Below are 18783 nucleotides of genomic sequence, written 5' to 3'. Positions count from 1 at the left end.
ATCATGCTTGCGGCGATTTTACTTTTTTAAAGACCGAACGCTTAATTGTCCAAACAACAATAGCAGCGATCAATGCCAGTGGCCAGATATTCAGTAAACCGATCAACACTTCCACCAAGCCATGCCATCCGCTAAGAAAAGCGTACTTCGTTTTCTCCCAAAAACTTACGGTATCTGTATCCTTTGCTGAAGCATTGATCACCTGGTAGTAGGTAAGATTGATGGTACTCATGGCCGAAGCATTCGATAAATAGTTGATGCGGCCTGCAGCACTTTCTATTTCTTCCTGTATATCGTTGATCTCGGATTGCACCTGCAATATCTCTTCCATATTCTTTGCCTGCTTCAACAGATCGAGATAACGTAACCGTACCTGCTTCTTTGCTTCCAGTCTTGATTTTGTATCAACAAATTGTGTTGTTACATCTTCCGAAGAGATTTTCTTTTCATTGATCTTTCCATCACCACTTGTAAGAAAATCAACAGCTGATTGAAATTGATCGACCGGCACTTTCATCACAATCGTATTTTCGATCTTGTATTCCGTTTCCGATTGCAGCTCATCAGCTATGTAACCACCGAAACGGCTGGCGGATGAATGAACCAGCTGATTAAACTTTGCATAATCTTTCACCTCCACATTTAACGCTGCTGTTTTAATGATCTTTTTATTCCAGTCGGGTTTGCTTTCCGGCGACTGCGACGTTTTTGGAGATTGTTTCTTTGGCTCTTCCTGTTTTTCTTCACCCGGAATTGCTGGTGATTGTTCGAATGCTAAAGCAGCAGTATCTGATACAGGTGCCTCCAATTTCACATCAGCAATAGTTGCAGTTTGCAGCGATTCCTTTTCACTCGCTTGATTGCAAGAGATTGCCAGGAGCAGGAATGCAATTCCTGCAAAGAGTAGTTGTTTCATAACAGTTTTTTTATTTCAGATGCAGAATAGTTTTAAATACATAAACCGGCTGATGAAAAATCATCAGCCGGTCTTGATCATTTATTTCTTTTTCCTGAAGTAGATCACTGCACTGTCGGCACTCATTAAACTTAATTGCTCCTTTGTCAACGCAAGTATCTTCATGTACTGTTGATCACTTGCAGAATCACCTTCACTTAAAATAATATTCGCACTGTCGTTCCATTGATAACTTCTTTTTACAGGCATGATGCTGTCGTTCAATGATTGCGTAACAGCACCATCTTTTGAAAAGCTGAACGTATAACTGGTGAGGTTTGTATCGAGTGCCATGATGAGCACGCCAAGGTTATTCGAATCGTTTGCGGCAATAGAATCAATTTTCCAATCGCCGACGATTGTTTCCTTGTAAGAAGTTTCAGAGAGAGGCTCAATGTTTCGGTTGCGTTGCGTAAATAAGTATACAGCTCCGCCAGCGGCTGCCAGTAAAATGACAGCCAAAATGATCTTTTTCATTTTGAAATGTTTTTGATTGTTTTTAAATGAGAAGCAGGATGCAGGAGCAGCGAAGTACTTGCTGAATTCATTTGCCGGCGTGCAAATCATTCAACTGCTGATGTATCATTCATAGTAAAGATTGATACCACTAACTGTAAAATGTAACCGAAGGAATTTGTTAAAAGTTTCTAAGAGTGGAAGAAGGAAAAAAAGTTGAACGAGCAAACTCCCCCAAAATAAAAAAGAGCTGACTGCGTCAACTCTTTAAACTCATTTTACTTCTTCAACTCTTAGCTCACTCCCCTGCTAACTCCAGCACCACATCCCACTCTGCATCTGTTACCTTACCAACACTCAAACGTCCCATACGCAACAAATCCATATTTGCTAAACGCTTATCATTTTTCATCTGTGCAAGTGTTACCGGCTTTTTCAGTTTACGTACCGGTTTAAAATCAACCACCACCCATGCATCCTCATCAGTCGTGGGATCCTGGTAAGCTTCCTTCACCACTTTTGCAATGCCCACAATTTCCAAACCTTCGTTGCTGTGATAAAAAAACACTTCGTCTCCTTTCTTCATATCACGGAGATTGTTGCGGGCTGCATAATTGCGCACACCATCCCAGAATGTTTGTTTGTCTTTTACAAACTGATCCCAGCTGTATTTGAAAGGTTCTGATTTAATTAACCAATGAGCCATGTAAATCAAGAATTAAAAATTAATAATGAGAAATGAAAAAGGTTGGCCACTTCTTCATTTTTTATTTTTCATTTATCATTTCACATTTTTCACTCCTACCACCCATTTGCTAACACATCAGCAAGGTGTAATGTTCGGAGATTGTGCCCTTTTTGTTTGATGTAACCTTCGAGGTGCATCAAACAACTGATATCGGTAGAGATCATGTATTGTGCTCCTGTTGCAAGAGCGTTATTTACTTTTTGATCGGCCATTGCAATGGAGATGGGTTCAAACTTCACCGCAAAGGTGCCGCCAAAACCACAACAGGTCTCCACATCATTCATTTCAACAATTTCTAATCCTTGGACATTCTGCAAAAGTTTACGTGGACCTTCTTTGATCTTACATTCTCGTAACGCTGCACAACTATCATGATAGGTTGCTTTGCCTTCCAGCTTTGCGCCAACGTTATCCACCTTCAATACATCCGTCAGGAACTCGCTGAATTCGTAAAGTCGTTTACCCAGATCTCTCACCTCGTTGTGCATCGATGAGTTGTCGAAAATCTTGCCGTAATAATTTCGTACAAAGCCGGCGCAGGAAGCACTTGGTGCCACAATGTATTCACTCCCGGAAAAATCTTTAATGAATTTTGTTGCTACATCTTTACACTCATTCTGGAAACCTGCATTAAAGGCGGGCTGGCCGCAACAGGTTTGATTTGCATTGTACTTTACATTACAACCAAACTTCTCCAGCACCTTCACCATGTTAAAAGCGGTTTCAGGATAAAGCTGATCAACAAAACAAGGTATAAACAGTTGTACAGTCATAAGTCAACGATGTGTTGAGCGCTTATTTTTTTAATGAAGTATTGAGCAAGATCATTTTTAATGCTGTGATAGCTGCCTCTTCACCTTTGTGACCATGCGAACCACCAATGCGATCTATGGCCTGCTGTTGATTTTCAACAGTAAGCACACCAAAGATCACCGGCACATCTAATGTAAGATTCAGTTGTGTTACAGAATCTGTAACTGCTTTGCATACATAGTCAAAATGAGGCGTATCACCACGCACAATACAACCAAGTGTAATAAATGCATGCGGTCTTGTTTTGATATGCCTCGATTTACTTTCCCAGTAAGCCTTTACTGCAAACCCAATTTCCACAGCACCGGGTACTGTTACAGTCAGTACTTCATTCACACCAAATTCGTCGAGTATTTTTCTGCAACCTTTTTCGAGTTCATCGATCACCGCTGCATTCCACTCGGTACGTACTAATACAACACAGGCACCCGAAAAATCGTGAGTGCCTGCAGTTAATTGGTATAAGTTGCTATTGCTAACCTCTGCCATAATATGATTGGTTAAGCTGTTTATTCATTACCAACTACACCAAGTCGTGCAAGATATTTTTCAGCTTGCCCTGCTGCAGTTGACTTTGGATATTTTTCTTTCAATGCTTTTAACAGCTCTGTTGCTTTTTCTTTTTTACCTGCCACTTCATAAGCCATTGCTGCACGGTAGAGATTTTCAGACGAAGTATACTCATCTTTATCATTAAGTGTACCTGCCTTCTCGTAGTAAGAAGCGCCTTTCTCTTTTTTATCGGTGCTCATGTAAGCATCGCCCAGCATGCGCCATGCTGCACTTTGTACCTGTGTAGCATCTGTTGAAAAATCTTCAAGCTGTTTGATGGCATTGTTATAATCTTCTTTGCGGAGATAAATAGCACCTGCATAGTAATGAGCAAGATTTGCTGCTTTTGTACCGCTGTAAGTTTTAGCGATTTTCAGAAAACCTGCTGCCGAACCATCACCATTCAATGCCAGATCTAATGAGTCCTGTGCAAAGTATTGTTGTGCACGGCTGATTGCTTCATTGCCCTTTGTTTCTTTCGGACCAATAAAGAAATTCTTATACACCAGGTAACCGCCTGCAAGCAAGATCACCAATCCACCGATATAGGTAATGGGCTTTGAGAAACGACCCCAGAAATCTTTCGCTTGTTTGATGGCTTGCACTTCGTTAAGTTCCTGTGCTGTTGTTTTTTTTGTTTCAGACATTTTAATATGGATTCTTGTTATAAACGTTCACTATTATCAATCACGCTTCATTAGTCAACAATGAACGGATAGTTTTGATCAACATACACATCTTTCAGCAATTCATCTGCATCAGGATATGGGCTTTCTTCTGAGAACCTTACACACTCTTCAACTTCCAAACGTACACGTTCGTTGATCACTTCAATTTCTGCTTCACTTACACCAAATACTTCCAGCAATTTCTTTTTAGAAGTTTCAATCGGATCACGTTGCTTGTATTCTTCAACCTCATCCTTAGAACGGTATTTCTGCGGATCACTCATTGAGTGACCTTTGTAACGATAGGTTTTGATCTCGAGTAAAGTTGGACCTTCACCTGTTCTTCCACGTTTCACCGCACGGGCTACTGCTTCATGCACCGCTTCAGGATCCATCCCATCAACACTATCAGCAGGCATTTCGTACGCATCTGCCAATTTATAAATATCAACTACATTACTTGTACGTGATACAGATGTACCCATTGCGTAGTTATTGTTTTCGCAGATGAAAATCACGGGCAATTTCCACAACATGGCAAGGTTGAATGTTTCGTGGAGCATACCCTGGCGGGCAGCACCATCTCCAAAGAACGTAAGACAAACGGCATCCGTTCCTTTATATTTTTCAGCAAAAGCCAAACCTGCACCTGTACCGATCTGCGCACCCACAATACCATGACCGCCGTAGAAACCAACATCTACTCCAAAGAAGTGCATACTACCACCTTTACCTTTCGAACAACCGGTAGCTTTTCCGTACAATTCAGCCATACAGCTTTTTGCACTAACACCCTTTGCAATGGCTAAACCATGATCACGGTAGGCAGTGATCATTTTATCTTCTCCCTTGGTAGCTGTCATACAACCTGCGGCAATGGCTTCCTGGCCAATGTAGAGATGGCAGAAACCACGGATCTTTTGCATACCATATAATTGTCCGGCTTTTTCTTCGAAACGGCGAAGGAGCAGCATTAACTCATACCAGTAGAGATAAGTTTCTTTCGTGAATTTAGTGGCCACGTCGTAATTTTTTAGAGTGGCAAAGATAAGGGGACAGTGTTAATTTCAGATGGCCGATTTTAGATTGTGGATTTCTAAAAAACCCTCCGTTTGAAGGTATTAAAGCCAACCTGCTCTGTGCTGCTCTTTCTTCTTGGCATCGTGCCTTTAATTGCGTAACTTTTAAATGTTGATTTTTAGTTCTTTCATTCAATCTTTTGTTATGGGTATGTTACATCAACTTCAGCAATGGAGCATCACCCATCACCCCAAGTGGTTGGTGATACTGCGTGTTGCACTGGGTTTCAGCCTTATTTTAAAAGGCATTTCATTCATCAGTAATAATATTTTGCTGCAGGATATTTTGCTGAAAAGCAATCTCTCTTCGCAAGGATGGTTAAGTACGGCCATCCCATGGCTGCATCTGCTGGGAGGTGCATTGATCGTTGTCGGATTATTTACCCGATGGGCGGTTTTGATGCAGGTACCAATCCTTATCGGAGCGATATTTTTTGTAAACGCCAAACAAGGCGTATTTAGCGGTCAATCTGAATTAGGCCTTTCGCTGGTAATTTTAGCACTGCTCATTTTCTTTTTTGCAGAAGGAGGCGGACCACTTTCGTTGGATGATCATTATTTCAGGAAAAAGAAGAGCTGATCAACTTGCAGCAGCTGCCCGTGCCGGTTTTACATGCAGCGAATAATAAGCAATGAACGCACTTGCAATAATGAGGATAGCTCCTAACAGGAATGATGAGCCCGGGAAATAAACGGGCGCCGATTTACTTGTGAAGTAAGCAAATGTATTGGTCATGAGTAAAGGCCCAACGATTGTGGTTAGACTCATGAGCCCTGAAAGAGATCCCTGTAACTCTCCCTGTTCATTAGCAGGCACATGCCCCACCATGATCGATTGTAATGCCGGGCCGCAAATACCACCGAGGCAATAAGGAACCAGAAAGACAAACATCATCCAGCTTTGAGTTGCAAATGCAAACAACAACATACCCAGCGCATAAAAAGCCAGACCGATATAAACACTTTTTTCATTCCCCAATCTTGGATTTACGATCCTTGTTAATCCGGCCTGTACTCCGCCCACCAACACACCTACCACGGTTAATGAAATACCGATCATGCCGGGTGTCCATTTAAAACGTTCAATCGTAAAGAAACTCCAGTTCGATTGTACCGCATGCCCGCCAAGATACACCAGCACTAATGAAACAATCAGACCGAGTATAGCAGGATACCTTTTCAGGTTGATGATGCTTACACCAGGGATTGCTCTCTTCCACTCAAACGGACGACGCAATTCAGGTTTTAATGATTCAGGAAGAATAAAATAACCGTAGAGAAAGTTGAGGAAACACAAACCGGCGGCAACCATAAAGGGAACTCGTGTGCCAAGTCCGCCCAGCAATCCACCGATCATTGGTCCAATCACAAATCCCAAACCAAAGGCTGCCCCTATCATTCCGAAATTTTTCGCCCTGTCTTCTGCTGTGCTGATATCGGCAATGTAGGCAGACGCAGTGGTGAAACTTGCACCGGTGATGCCGGCAATGATACGGCCGACAAATAACCATCCAAGATTTGGTGCGAAGGATAACAACACATAGTCAAGTGCAAATGCAAAAAGCGATGCCAATAAAATGGGACGACGGCCATACTTATCGCTCAGGTTGCCTACCAATGGCGAAAATACAAACTGCGTAATGGCAAAAACAGCAAGTAACACGCCTCCGATTTTTGACGCTTCGCTAACATTTACATGGGCTAACTCCTCAATAAGATTGGGCATTACGGGAATAATAATTCCAAAGCCAATCACATCGATCAACAAGGTGATAAAGATGAAACCAATTGCAGCGTTTTTTCCGGAAGCCATAGTTGATGATTGAGCTGCAAAGATGTACTTTTTCTTCTTTCGAAGAAAAGACAACCCATTCACCGGTTGACAATTTCCGCTAAGTTGTTATTGTGGCTTTACCGGGGCTGTTACTTTTATTGTGTCTGTTGCTAAGAGTGGCACAACGTAATTACCTGAATCGAGCGTTGTTGAAGGAAATGCTTTTTGTAATGCAGCCCAGTTGTTGCGGCTTACATTCGTCTGGAACAGATAAATATATTTCAGCATTTTCAACGATTGCAATTGCAGCACTGCTTCTGCTGTTACTTTCGTACCAACAAGACTCAACGATTGCAATTGGGGAAGCAATTTTATTGTGGCCATTGCTTTATCAGTTATTGCAGTATTGCTTAGTTGTAGCCGGGTGATGGCTTTGCAGTCCTTAATAAATTCAATCGCATGATCATTAACAGTTGGGTTATTGAGTTTTAACCACAACAGTTGTTTTTTCAACAAACCAAAAAGTTTCATCACACTATCTGCCGTTGAAACAGCCGTTACAAAATTGACGGAGAGATAATTACTATTCTGTGCTACTGGAGTAACAATTACACCAGCTGCCTGTAATTTTTTGATCACTGCTTCATCTGCTTTCGACACTTCTGTTTCGGGCACATCCGATAGTTTACTTTCGGCTTCAGGAACATCTCCTTTTTGCAGCGCAAGCAATACCGGTTTTATTTTTTCTGTTTGTTGCAGATCTTTCACCTTCTTTGAAAAATGTGCGCCATTACTCACCCACCAATGCAGCAATGCAATTTCCTGTTGCGTTAGTTGTGGTTTTTCTTTTGGTGGCATATGATCGTCATTGTCCTGTGGCAACAATAAACGTTCGATGAGATCACTTGCTTCAGCATCACCTGCAATGATTGTTTTGCCGCTCTCCCCACCTTTCAAAATAAACTCTTCTGTGTCTAAACGAAGTTTGCCTTTTTTCTTATTCGGGCCATGACAACTATAACACCTTGCTTCAAGTAAGGGTTTCACCATATCGTTGTACACAACTGCTTCCTGAATATTTGGAATAGGTGGAATTGCAGCTCCTTTTTTATCAGCAGCATCTGCATTCAAACCTTCGGTTAAATAAGTTGAACCATGAGTTAACGAACCTCCTAAATGCCCTGTAATAGTGATAAGCAAAAACAATACAAGCGAAACAATTCTTGCTGTTCTTCCGCTGACAGACCGTTTGTGCAATACATACAGGATAAGTGAAACAACTGCAACACTAATACCCAACCATTGATGTCTGCCCACCAACTGTGCATCATAATCACCCGTTGTTGAAAGTAAGTAGCCGCTGATGCAGGATGCAATGGCACTGATCATTCCCCAAAACAATGTTACAGGAATGGCAGGTTGCAAAACCGCAAACCGGTCTTTGATCATCAACCATTGAAAAAGACAAGCCAGCAACAAAATACCGATTGGCAAATGCACGAACACAGGATGAAAACGACCGATAAAATCAGAAACAGATAACAACATGAGTGATGAATGATGAGTAATCAGTGATGAGTAATGAATAAAAGTTCTAAGTTCTTAAGTTTTAAGTTATGCGTGTACTTGTCTTGATCCTTGTGCCTTGGTTTTTGTATTTTATTCCTTGAACCATGTACCTTGAACCTTGTGCCTTTGCTTGTTTTTTGGATTTTGTTTTTTGGATTTTCCTCCTTGTACCTTTTTACTGGTATCGTTTACGCAGTAGCTGCATCATGTGCACATTGATTGCCCATTGATCTGCTACCGGCTGTCTTGTATAAGGCAATGTTTGTAAATAATCAGGCGGACCAAATTCTGTTAAGATCGTCATTAGTTCACCTTTTTTCTTCTTACGTTCAATTACTTTATCCCACCAGGCTATATGTGCACTCAATGCTCTCTCCCACTCCGGTGCACGTGGATCACTTACCTGCGGGCCTTCCGGGTGACCAACTCTTGAATGAATATGATCTACACGCTCTAATGCAATATCAACAGTTTCTTTTTGATCGGTCAATAATGTTTCATGCACGTTGCACCAATGCGATATGTCCAATGTTAAACGTAACTCAGGATTCTTTTCGATGAACTGTCTTGTAATATGCGCAGCAAACAACATTCGTCCACGATGTGTTTCATGATAGATAGGTACACCGGTTTCTTTTGAACGTTTTGTTGTTTGATCGATAAACAATTTATTCTGCTCGTAAGTAAAATAATCCCGTCCTGAATGACAATTGATGTAAACAGGTTTCTGAATTTTGTTGGCAGTAGCAGCATCAAGATTTTTTTTAAACGTATCGAAATGCTCCTGGTGATTTGTTTGCGAACCGCCACAAAGAAAACCAACCTGCAGTCCGTGTTTTTTCAACGCATCAAACAGTTCTGTTTGTGCTTTTACATCATCAGCAGGCCACCACACTTCAATACCATCATACCCTTCTTTTTTTGCAGCCGCACAAAAAGCATCGATATTACCTTTAAATCCCCAACTGGTTTGCATCATCAGCAATTTAAATTGATCATTTTTTGGAAACACAGGTTGTTCTGCTGAAGCCAATGTTGCAAACGGGGAAAGCATGGTTGCTGCAGTTGCTGATGCAGTAGCTTTCATAAATGTGCGGCGGTTTTGTTTCATTTGTATTTTCTTGAAAATGAATTATGCAATAATATCTGTAATTACTTTTCCTGCTACATCAGTTAAACGGAACGGTCGTCCCTGAAATTCATACGTGAACTTTTCATGATCAAACCCGAGTTGATTAAGAATGGTTGCCTGCAAATCGAATGCTTCAACTTTTCCTTTGGCAATACTGTATCCAATCTCATCTGTTTCACCATAAGTAGTTCCGCCTTTGATACCTCCACCGGCCATCCACATCGTAAATGCTTCTGCATGATGATCTCTTCCTTTAAACGGCATTTCTTTTCCATCACGATTTTCCTGCATAGGCGTACGACCAAACTCACCACCCCAAACAACTAAAGTTTCTTCTAACAATCCACGTTGTTTCAAATCAAGAATAAGAGCGGTCATTGATTTATCAACTTCTCTGCATTTATTGATCAGGCCAATATCAATTGCACCATCGGCACTCGTACCATGTGTATCCCAACCCCAATCAAACAACTGTACAAAACGTACACCTTTTTCAACCAGCTTACGTGCAAGCAAAACATTATTCGCAAAACTTGCTTTGCCCGGTTGTGTGCCATACATCTCATGAATGTAGGCAGGCTCATCATTTATGTTCATTACTTCCGGTACAGATATCTGCATCTTGTACGCCATCTCGTATTGTGAAATGCGTGACAAGGTTTCAGGATCATTGAATTCTTTATACTGTTCCTGGTTCACTTTATTAATCGCATCAATGGATGCTTTGCGAAGATCACGACCCATACCTTCGGGATCGTTGATAAACAAAACCGGATCACCTTCGCTGCGGCATTGCACGCCTTGATAAACACTTGGCAGAAAACCGCTACCCCACACACTCTTACCTGCATCAGGATTATTACCACCCGATGTCAACACAACAAAGCCCGGTAAATTTTGATTTTCTGTACCTAACCCATAAGTAACCCATGAACCCATGCTTGGTCGTCCTAAACGTGCACTACCTGTATGCATTAACAACTGTGCAGGTGCATGATTAAATTGATCAGTGGTGACAGATTTTATAATAGATACATCATCAACAATTGAAGAAAAATGCGGCAGGTAATCACTTACCCATAAACCACTTTGCCCATGTTGTTTAAAGTTGGCTTGCGGTCCTAACATTTTAGGCACACCACGAATAAATGCAAACTTCTTTCCTTCCAATAAAGATGGCGGACAATCCTGTCCATTGAGTTTTGCAAGCTCAGGTTTATAATCAAATAATTCCAGTTGCGATGGTGCACCTGCCATGTGCAGATAGATAACAGATTTTGCTTTGCCTGGAAAGAAAGGCATGCGTGGTGCTAATGGATGTGCCGGATCAAATAATTGCGATGAAGCATTGCCTGATCCAGTTCCACAACCGGTGATCAACGAACCCAATGCCAATGCACCAAAGCCCATGGCACTTTCTTTTAAAAAATGCCGACGGGTAAACTGCTGCAACTGTTTCTCCTTTGCTTCGTTTGCCAGTCTTTGATTATGTAGTTCGTTCCTGGTCATGTACTTAATTTTTTGTTATCCATTCATCAAGATTCAGCATGGCATTCATCACAACAACCAACGCTGCTGTTTCAGGTGTATTATGTTTACTATCCATACCAATTACTTCGCATGCTTTCAGTTTATCCTCTTTAAACACATTTACTGATTGTGTGTACAACGTTGTAAGTGCATTGAGTTTTTCTTTGCTGATGGCTTTATACATCATATGTTCATAGCCCTTACTTATTTGTTGTGCTACACTGGTTGCCTCTTCTTTTTTGATGTTGTAAGCAAGATTGCGTGCCATGTTGAGATAAGAAGAATCGTTCAATGTTGCCAATGCCTGTAAAGGTGTATTGGTGTTGATGCGTCTTGCCACACATACATTACGTGCAGCACCATCAAACATCATCATAAATGGATAAGGTGCACTTCGTTTCCAGTAAGTATAAATGGTTCGGCGGTATTGATCGCCGCCTTCACTCATTTTCCATTTATCACCATTGTAAGGTGTAAGCCAGATACCCACTGGTTGATAAGGCATCACACTCCGGCCATACATGTCTCTGCTCAACAATCCACTTACGGCCAATGCCTGGTCTCTTAATTGCTCAGCTGATAAACGTACACGGGGCCCACGTGCATACAACCTGTTCGCCGGATCTTTCTCCTGCAATTCTTTTGATACAACTGAACTTTGTCTGTACGTTGCAGATAGTACAATTTCTTTGATCAGTTTTTTCAAACTCCAGTTATAGTCAGTCATTAATTTATACGAAAGCCAATCAAGCAATTCCTGGTGCGTTGGTGCTATACCTTGCGTACCGAGATCTTCCAATGTTTCTGCAAGACCATGACCAAACAATTGCTCCCAAATGCGGTTAACAATGGTTCTTGATACCAATGGATTTTTTTTATCGGTCAACCACATCGCAAGCCCTAAACGATTTGCAGGAGCATTGGCTGGCATGGGATTTAATGTAGCTGGCACACCGGGTTTCACTTCATCACTCTTTACCATCCAGTTACCCCGTTCAAACACATTGGTTGTGCGAAACAGATCATTTGTATTTTCAACCATGATCGGAGTGCCAGTGTATTGATTGGATCGTACAAGATCAAAATAATATTGTTGTGCTGAATCGTAACCGGGCTTATCATTACCGGGAAAAGATTGCGTGAAATAAAACCAACTAAAATTTGCTCCGTTCTCTTCGGGCTTTTTAAGGTTTGGATTTTTATAGCTGAACCACAGATCATGCACTCCGCTTGCAACGGGAATGGGAACACTTGCTATTTCCCAACCCTTTGTTGTTTTGAGTGAAATGGTCGTAAGCAATGGCCCGCCAATACTATCGAGATGAATACTCCACTTTCCAGCTTCCATACCTGTTGAATAACGAAACATCAGCGTGTTCCTGTTAGTCAGGTCAACTTTTTTTATACGACAAGTTCCATTGTTTCTTAATGAAAGCCATTTTGTATCAGCAAGGGCACTGTTGGTAAATGCATCTGTTACTACAGAATTAATAACAGGCTGACCTGTTTTAATAAAACGTACTATCTCTGCATATTTCTCTTTCGAAACATTTTGCTGCAACCAAACTTTTAATTTTTCAAATTTTAAACTGTCAACATTTTTGTATTCACGCAACACAGGAAAATCTTCATAAGTATCTTCATCTCTTGTGTTGTTGAAGAAGGCAAGAAATTTATAATACTCTTCGTGCCTGAATGGATCATATGGATGACTATGACATTGCACACACGCAAAGGTTGTACCCATTAATGTTTCCCAGGTAGTACTTACACGATCCATCACTGCAGCAGTGCGATACTCTTCATTGTCAGTACCACCTTCATCATTTGTCATGGTGTTGCGATGAAATGCTGTTGCAATGTATTGTGCATCGGTTGGGTTTGGCAACAGATCACCTGCTACCTGTTCAATTAAAAAATCGTTGTAAGGCTTATCTTGATTAAACGATTGAATTAACCAATCCCTGTAACGCCATATAGAGCGATGTGCGTCACGTTCGTAACCTTTTGTATCAGCATAACGTGCCATGTCCATCCACAAAGCTGTCCATCGTTCTCCATAATGTGATGAAGCAAGTAAGCTGTCAACTAACCGTTCATAAGCATTCGAAGATGTATCGTTTAAAAACTGTTGCGCTAATGATGTGGAAGGAGGAAGACCGGTAATATCTAAACTCACACGGCGTAATAAGGTTGCTTTATCTGCTTCAACCGAAGCTTGTATTTTTTCCTTTACTAATTTTTCGTTGATAAAATAATCGATCTCATTTTTAACCCACACCGGTTTTTCCGGTTTCAGCAAACCAAAGAAACGACGTTTGCCTGTTGGCACTGTTGGTTCTTCCACAGGAAGATAAGCCCAATGCTCTCCCCATTTTGCACCTTGTTTGATCCATCTTTTTAAAATAGAAATTTCTTCCTTACTCAGCGGATCATGTTTGTAAGGCATCCGTTCTTCCGGATCATTTAATGTAAGTCTGCGGATCATTTCGCTGCCATCAGGATCACCCGGAATGATGGCTGGCTTTCCGCTTTCAGTAACAGCAAGAGCTTCTTCACGAAATAAAAAACTGAAGCCTCCCTGTTTTTTCACACCACCATGACAGGAAATACATTTCTTGTTGAGGATTGGTTTAACATCGGCACTGAAATCAATTTTGTTTGAGGGTTGCTGCATGAAAAATGTAGTCACCAATCCAATGGCTACTACTATTGCAATAACAATGTTTCTTTTTTTATTGACAAACAAATTCATTTGGCGGCTGGTAATCGTTGCTGGTTGATTTTTGCGTTTTAAAACTACGTTATTTTTAATCCCATACCGACCTGTGGTTTCTGCTTTTCAATCGATTGCGCAACCTGGATATGAACGTATGGTTATCAGGCACAAAAAAAGGCAATGAATTTCTTCATTGCCTGTATACGAGCATCATGCTCTTTTTACGCTCTTTTTTTAGTTGCTGCTTTTGCGGCAGGCTTTTTAGCGGTTGCCAGCAGATCAATGACTTTGCTGAATGCACTTACATTCACCGGGCCATTGTACACTTCACCATTAATATAGAAGAACGGCACATCTCTGATACCTTTGTCTGCGCCTTCAAGCAAATCTGCACGAACGCTCCAGCCATAAACTGAATCAACCAGCTTTGTCAGGAAGTTCTTATCAGTTACACCTGCTTCTTTTGCATATCCTTTCAAACTGATGGTACCTAGCTGACGACGGTGAGCAAAAAGGATATTATGCATATCCCAGAACTTGCCTTCACCTTCCTGTGCTGCACCAATTGAAGCTTCTGCGGCCTTTTGTGCACGTTGATGAATACGTGTCAACGGAAAATGACGAAAATTAAACTGTAATTTATCTTCGTATTTGCCCATTAACTGGTTAACTACTTCGTTTGCTTTTGCACAGGCTTCACTTTCATAATCGCCATACATCACTAATTTAACCGGTGCCTGTTTATTGCCGACCCATATATCTTTTGGTGGGATAATTTCTATTTCTACTGCTTTGTGTGCCATAACCTTTGTCCTTTTTTATTTAATAATTCAAAACCTATCAACTGTTAATCTCAGGTAGTTGCTGCCTTGTTCTTTTCCTTTGTTGAAGGAGTCTCGTCGTTTTCATTTCTGAAAACAACTACGCCATCAAACACATCCACAAGAACTTTGCGGCTTTTTTCGATATCGCCTGATAAAATCTTTCGGCTTAGCCCATTTACGATCTCTTTCTGGATCAATCGCTTTAAGGGTCTTGCACCAAACTGGGGATCGAAACCATGTTCGGCAAGGAATTCAAGGGTGTAGTCAGAAAATTCCAGCTGTATTCCGCTTTGGGCAACAAGTTGCTTGAGATTGTTCAGCTGAATGCGAATAATGGATTTGATTTCCTTTCGAAGTAATGGTGCAAACATAATGATTTCGTCCACACGATTCAAGAATTCGGGCCGAATGGTTTGTCTAAGCAACGTCATAACTTCCAGTTTTGCCCGCTCCGCAGCCTTATCTATCTCATTTTCAGTACTTACGCCTTCATACGCCTCACTAATTAAATGGCTACCAATATTGCTCGTCATGATGATGATAGTGTTCTTAAAGTTCACCACCCTGCCTTTATTATCGGTGAGTCGGCCATCATCCAACACCTGCAGCAGCACATTCCAGACATCCGGATGGGCTTTTTCGATCTCATCCAGCAACACCACACTGTAAGGTTTACGGCGAACAGCCTCGGTCAATTGACCACCTTCATCATAACCCACATAGCCCGGAGGCGCTCCCACCAATCTTGAAACCGTATGCTTTTCCTGGTACTCACTCATGTCGATCCTTGTCATCATTCCTTCATCATCAAACAGGTATTCTGCCAGCGCTTTCGCCAGTTCGGTTTTACCCACACCTGTTGTTCCGAGAAAAATAAACGAACCGATTGGTTTCTTTGGATCGCTCAACCCCGCCCTGCTTCTGCGGATGGCATCTGCAACAGCAGTTATTGCTTCATCCTGACCAATTACACGGTTGTGCAATTCATCTTCCAGATGTAATAATTTTTCACGCTCACTCTGTAACATCTTTGCCACAGGAATGCCAGTCATCTTCGCAATATTCTCAGCAATATCTTCTGCGTCCACTTCTTCTTTCAACAGCCGTTTTTCCCCGCTTGTTTCAATCTGTTGCGTTAATACTGCAATTTGCGTTTCCTGTTCTTTAATTTTTCCATAACGGATTTCAGCTACCAATCCATAATTACCTTCACGTTCTGCACGTTCAGCCTGCAACTTCAGGTTTTCAATTTCTGCTTTTGCATTCTGCACTTTTTCCACCAACTCTTTTTCTGTTTTCCATTTTGCCTTGAGGGTATCTCTGTCAACAGAAAGATTGGCGATCTCGGTATTGAGTTCTTTCAATTTAAATTCATCGCTTTCACGTTTGATGGCTTCACGTTCAATTTCCAATTGACGGATCTGCCTTTCAAGCTTATCCAGCTCTTCGGGCATGCTGTTCATTTCCAAACGAAGCTTGGCTGCACTTTCATCGATCAGATCAATTGCTTTATCAGGTAAAAAGCGATCGGTGATATAACGTACACTTAATTCAACTGCTGCAATGATTGCTTCGTCTTTAATACGCACATGATGATGTGTTTCATAGCGATCTTTCAAACCACGTAAGATCGAAACTGCATCTTCCATACTTGGTTCATCGATCATCACTTTCTGGAAACGACGTTCAAGTGCTTTGTCTTTTTCAAAGAATTTCTGATATTCATTCAGGGTGGTTGCACCAATAGCACGCAACTCACCTCTTGCCAGTGCAGGCTTCAGGATATTGGCTGCATCCATTGCACCCTCGCCGCCGCCTGCACCAACAAGCGTATGAATTTCATCAATGAACAAAATAATTTCACCATCACTGGTTGTTACTTCTTTCACCACACTTTTCAAACGTTCTTCAAACTCACCTTTATATTTTGCACCGGCAATGAGTTGTCCCATATCCAATGCATAAATGATTTTCGATTTCAAATTTTCCGGCACATCACCATTCACAATGCGCATCGCCAATCCTTCTGCGATTGCAGTTTTACCAACACCAGGCTCACCCACAAGTATTGGATTGTTTTTACTCCTGCGTGTTAAGATGTGTAAAGTGCGGCGTATCTCTTCATCACGACCGATCACAGGATCAAGTTTACCTTGTCTCGCCATTTCAATTAAGTTCTTTGCATACTTGTTCAATGCATTGAATTGTGTTTCCTGTGTTTGACTTTTTACTGTATCACCTTTACGTAGATCTTTAATAGCGGTGATCAGTCCTTTTTCTGTTAAGCCTGCATCTTTCAACAGTTTTGCTGTTGAATCATTGCCTTGTACAATTGCTAACAGTAAATGCTCCGGCGTTACAAACTCATCACCAAAACTTTTAAGTGATGCACCTGCACGCAACACCACATTATTGGCTTCACGGCCAATTGACTGCGCAGGTTCGCCACTTGTTTTTGGCAAACGGTTAATGGCCTCATTTAGCTTTGATTCAACAAGATTTACCGTAACGTTGTTTTTCTTCAATAGATATTCAACAGGACTATCCTGCTGATCAAGCAACGCTTTCAGGATATGTTCAGTCTCAATATTTGTATTCTGCGCATTAAATGCCAGTTGCTGTGCCTGCTGCACAGCTTCAGCTGCTTTTATAGTGAAGTTTCCTAAATTCATATTTCGAATAGTTTAAACATTAGTCTCAAAACACAATCCAATTAAAAAATTCAGAAAGAATGTCACTTAACCGTTTGAATATCCGCCCCAAAGTCAGTGCCAGCCTTGTTTTCCTGTTATTCTTTCAGTTGGGTTTTGCCCAACAGGATTTTAGTAAGGTAGATGAGTGGGTAAATAAGAATCTTACCGACCTCGGCGGCCGTGCTGTATTAATGATCTATAAGGATGGAAAATTTGCTTACACGCAGAACTTTAACAATTTAACGAAGGCCCAGCAGAACCGTGGAAAGATCAAAGCAAAAGTGCAGGGCAAGGATGTGGAAGAAGTGTTGCAGGATTATACCAGCACCACCCGTGAACGTATTGCCAGCAGCAGCAAATGGTTTACTGCTGCTTTGCTGATGACCTACATTGATGAAAACAAAGTTCGGCTAACCGACTCCGTTGGAAAATTTTTGCCCGTAATGACGAAGTATGGTAAAGGTGGTATTAAAGTATGGCAATGTTTGAATCATACAACAGGTATTAAAAGTGGCGGACTCCGTGATATGCTCAATGGCATGAAGAATGTAAAGAGCATGTTTGAATCCCTTGAACAAATAGCTATGTTACCGATGGAAGGCACACCGGGAAAATATTTTCATTACAGCAATACAGGGTTGCAAATTGTTGCAGGCATAATTGAAAAAGTAAGTGAGAAAGATTTTGAAACCGCATTTAAAGAACGCATTGCTGATCCGCTTGAAATGAAGAATACTGATTTTGGAAAGAGCGGCGTACCCCTTGCGGCGGGTGGTGCGTTTAGCACAGCAGAAGATTACATGAACTTTTTGATCATGCTGATGAACGAAGGTGAGTTTAATGGCAAGCGTATCATCAGTAAAGCATTGGTAAATGAAATGCAGAAGAACCGTTTAGGTCGTGATGTAGAAATGGCTTACAGCCCTGAAGAAGCAGGCAACTGGGGCTATGGTTTTGGTGAATGGATCATGGATGCACCATTGGCAGTGAGTGAAAAGAAAGATGCCATGCCTGTTTCAAAACGTGGAGTTGCAGTAAGCAGCCCCGGTTTGTTTGGTTCTTTTCCATGGATCGATAATGATAAAAAGTATTGTGCGTTTTTGTTTGTGTACAATTTAAAGAACAAAGGACGACATGAAAAGTATAAAGAGTTGAAAGGATTGGTGGATAATGTGATGAGGTAGTTTATTTGCACGTGGCTGTTCAACCACAAAAGCTATTTACACTAAATAAGAAAATGAAAAGATTCACAAACGTCACTGCCAATGCAG

Annotated in this window: 16 protein-coding genes; 2 read left to right on the top strand and 14 right to left on the bottom strand. The window is 41.3% G+C overall.

Annotated elements, in window-relative coordinates:
• Position 1 precedes the first annotated feature (1 nt).
• The 7 genes from H4075_RS08045 to pdhA form a co-directional block, all read right to left on the bottom strand.
• Complete coding sequence (locus H4075_RS08045) at positions 2-916, bottom strand: DUF4349 domain-containing protein (protein ID WP_182805764.1); 915 nt, start codon at positions 914-916, stop codon at positions 2-4.
• Positions 917-997: 81 nt separating this feature from the next.
• Complete coding sequence (locus H4075_RS08040) at positions 998-1432, bottom strand: hypothetical protein (protein ID WP_182805762.1); 435 nt, start codon at positions 1430-1432, stop codon at positions 998-1000.
• 277 nt (positions 1433-1709) lie between these two features.
• A complete protein-coding gene (locus tag H4075_RS08035; RefSeq protein WP_182805760.1) occupies positions 1710-2117 on the bottom strand; it encodes an EVE domain-containing protein in 408 nt (135 codons plus the stop codon).
• 95 nt (positions 2118-2212) lie between these two features.
• Entirely contained in the window at positions 2213-2932 is a 720-nt protein-coding gene (locus H4075_RS08030; RefSeq protein WP_182805758.1) for a (Fe-S)-binding protein, read from the bottom strand.
• Positions 2933-2954: 22 nt separating this feature from the next.
• A complete protein-coding gene (gene ribH / locus H4075_RS08025) occupies positions 2955-3461 on the bottom strand; it encodes a 6,7-dimethyl-8-ribityllumazine synthase (RefSeq protein ID WP_182805756.1) in 507 nt (168 codons plus the stop codon).
• A gap of 20 nt (positions 3462-3481) precedes the next feature.
• Positions 3482-4171 (bottom strand): tetratricopeptide repeat protein, encoded by a 690-nt coding sequence (locus H4075_RS08020; RefSeq protein ID WP_182805754.1) that lies wholly within the window; start codon positions 4169-4171, stop codon positions 3482-3484.
• A gap of 50 nt (positions 4172-4221) precedes the next feature.
• Positions 4222-5214, bottom strand: a complete 993-nt coding sequence (gene pdhA / locus H4075_RS08015) for a pyruvate dehydrogenase (acetyl-transferring) E1 component subunit alpha (protein WP_182805752.1) — start codon at positions 5212-5214, stop codon at positions 4222-4224.
• 202 nt (positions 5215-5416) lie between these two features.
• Between pdhA and H4075_RS08010 the strand changes: the two genes are divergently transcribed.
• A complete protein-coding gene (locus tag H4075_RS08010; protein WP_182805751.1) occupies positions 5417-5851 on the top strand; it encodes a DoxX family protein in 435 nt (144 codons plus the stop codon).
• Here the strand turns inward: H4075_RS08010 and H4075_RS08005 are convergent, their stop codons facing one another.
• The 7 genes from H4075_RS08005 to clpB form a co-directional block, all read right to left on the bottom strand.
• Positions 5852-7084, bottom strand: coding sequence for a TCR/Tet family MFS transporter (locus H4075_RS08005; RefSeq protein WP_182805749.1), 1233 nt, complete (start codon positions 7082-7084; stop codon positions 5852-5854).
• A gap of 87 nt (positions 7085-7171) precedes the next feature.
• Positions 7172-8593 carry a c-type cytochrome domain-containing protein gene (locus H4075_RS08000; RefSeq protein WP_182805747.1) on the bottom strand — a complete coding sequence of 474 codons (1422 nt, stop codon included), beginning with the start codon at positions 8591-8593 and terminating at the stop codon, positions 7172-7174.
• 196 nt (positions 8594-8789) lie between these two features.
• On the bottom strand, positions 8790-9725 hold the full coding sequence (locus H4075_RS07995) for a sugar phosphate isomerase/epimerase family protein (protein ID WP_182805745.1): 936 nt from the start codon (positions 9723-9725) through the stop codon (positions 8790-8792).
• A 21-nt stretch (positions 9726-9746) separates the two neighbouring features.
• Positions 9747-11255: a DUF1501 domain-containing protein gene (locus H4075_RS07990; RefSeq protein ID WP_182805743.1), complete on the bottom strand. Its 1509-nt coding sequence runs from the start codon at positions 11253-11255 to the stop codon at positions 9747-9749.
• Positions 11256-11259: 4 nt separating this feature from the next.
• Positions 11260-14031 carry a DUF1553 domain-containing protein gene (locus tag H4075_RS07985; protein WP_182805741.1) on the bottom strand — a complete coding sequence of 924 codons (2772 nt, stop codon included), beginning with the start codon at positions 14029-14031 and terminating at the stop codon, positions 11260-11262.
• Positions 14032-14216: 185 nt separating this feature from the next.
• Complete coding sequence (locus tag H4075_RS07980) at positions 14217-14798, bottom strand: DsbA family protein (RefSeq protein ID WP_182805739.1); 582 nt, start codon at positions 14796-14798, stop codon at positions 14217-14219.
• A 50-nt stretch (positions 14799-14848) separates the two neighbouring features.
• Positions 14849-17491 carry an ATP-dependent chaperone ClpB gene (clpB, locus tag H4075_RS07975; RefSeq protein WP_182805737.1) on the bottom strand — a complete coding sequence of 881 codons (2643 nt, stop codon included), beginning with the start codon at positions 17489-17491 and terminating at the stop codon, positions 14849-14851.
• 59 nt (positions 17492-17550) lie between these two features.
• Here clpB and H4075_RS07970 point away from each other — a divergent pair, with 59 nt between their 5' ends.
• Complete coding sequence (locus tag H4075_RS07970) at positions 17551-18696, top strand: serine hydrolase domain-containing protein (RefSeq protein ID WP_220494897.1); 1146 nt, start codon at positions 17551-17553, stop codon at positions 18694-18696.
• Positions 18697-18783 lie beyond the last annotated feature (87 nt).

The sequence above is a fragment of the Lacibacter sediminis genome, from assembly GCF_014168535.1.
Classification (GTDB): Bacteria; Bacteroidota; Bacteroidia; order Chitinophagales; family Chitinophagaceae; genus Lacibacter; species Lacibacter sediminis.
Note: the sequence above shows the minus strand (reverse complement) of the source record. Positions and strands in the feature narration are given on the sequence as shown.

Coding starts and splice junctions, on each gene's coding strand:
- H4075_RS08040 (WP_182805762.1), bottom strand. CDS start 1,432: ATGAAAAAGATCATTTTGGCTGTCATTTTACTGGCAGCCGCTGGCGGA.
- H4075_RS07980 (WP_182805739.1), bottom strand. CDS start 14,798: ATGGCACACAAAGCAGTAGAAATAGAAATTATCCCACCAAAAGATATA.
- H4075_RS08020 (WP_182805754.1), bottom strand. CDS start 4,171: ATGTCTGAAACAAAAAAAACAACAGCACAGGAACTTAACGAAGTGCAA.
- ribH (WP_182805756.1), bottom strand. CDS start 3,461: ATGGCAGAGGTTAGCAATAGCAACTTATACCAATTAACTGCAGGCACT.
- H4075_RS07970 (WP_220494897.1), top strand. CDS start 17,551: ATGTCACTTAACCGTTTGAATATCCGCCCCAAAGTCAGTGCCAGCCTT.
- H4075_RS08035 (WP_182805760.1), bottom strand. CDS start 2,117: ATGGCTCATTGGTTAATTAAATCAGAACCTTTCAAATACAGCTGGGAT.
- H4075_RS08030 (WP_182805758.1), bottom strand. CDS start 2,932: ATGACTGTACAACTGTTTATACCTTGTTTTGTTGATCAGCTTTATCCT.
- H4075_RS07995 (WP_182805745.1), bottom strand. CDS start 9,725: ATGAAACAAAACCGCCGCACATTTATGAAAGCTACTGCATCAGCAACT.
- H4075_RS08045 (WP_182805764.1), bottom strand. CDS start 916: ATGAAACAACTACTCTTTGCAGGAATTGCATTCCTGCTCCTGGCAATC.
- clpB (WP_182805737.1), bottom strand. CDS start 17,491: ATGAATTTAGGAAACTTCACTATAAAAGCAGCTGAAGCTGTGCAGCAG.
- H4075_RS08005 (WP_182805749.1), bottom strand. CDS start 7,084: ATGGCTTCCGGAAAAAACGCTGCAATTGGTTTCATCTTTATCACCTTG.
- H4075_RS07985 (WP_182805741.1), bottom strand. CDS start 14,031: ATGAATTTGTTTGTCAATAAAAAAAGAAACATTGTTATTGCAATAGTA.
- H4075_RS08010 (WP_182805751.1), top strand. CDS start 5,417: ATGGGTATGTTACATCAACTTCAGCAATGGAGCATCACCCATCACCCC.
- H4075_RS07990 (WP_182805743.1), bottom strand. CDS start 11,255: ATGACCAGGAACGAACTACATAATCAAAGACTGGCAAACGAAGCAAAG.
- H4075_RS08000 (WP_182805747.1), bottom strand. CDS start 8,593: ATGTTGTTATCTGTTTCTGATTTTATCGGTCGTTTTCATCCTGTGTTC.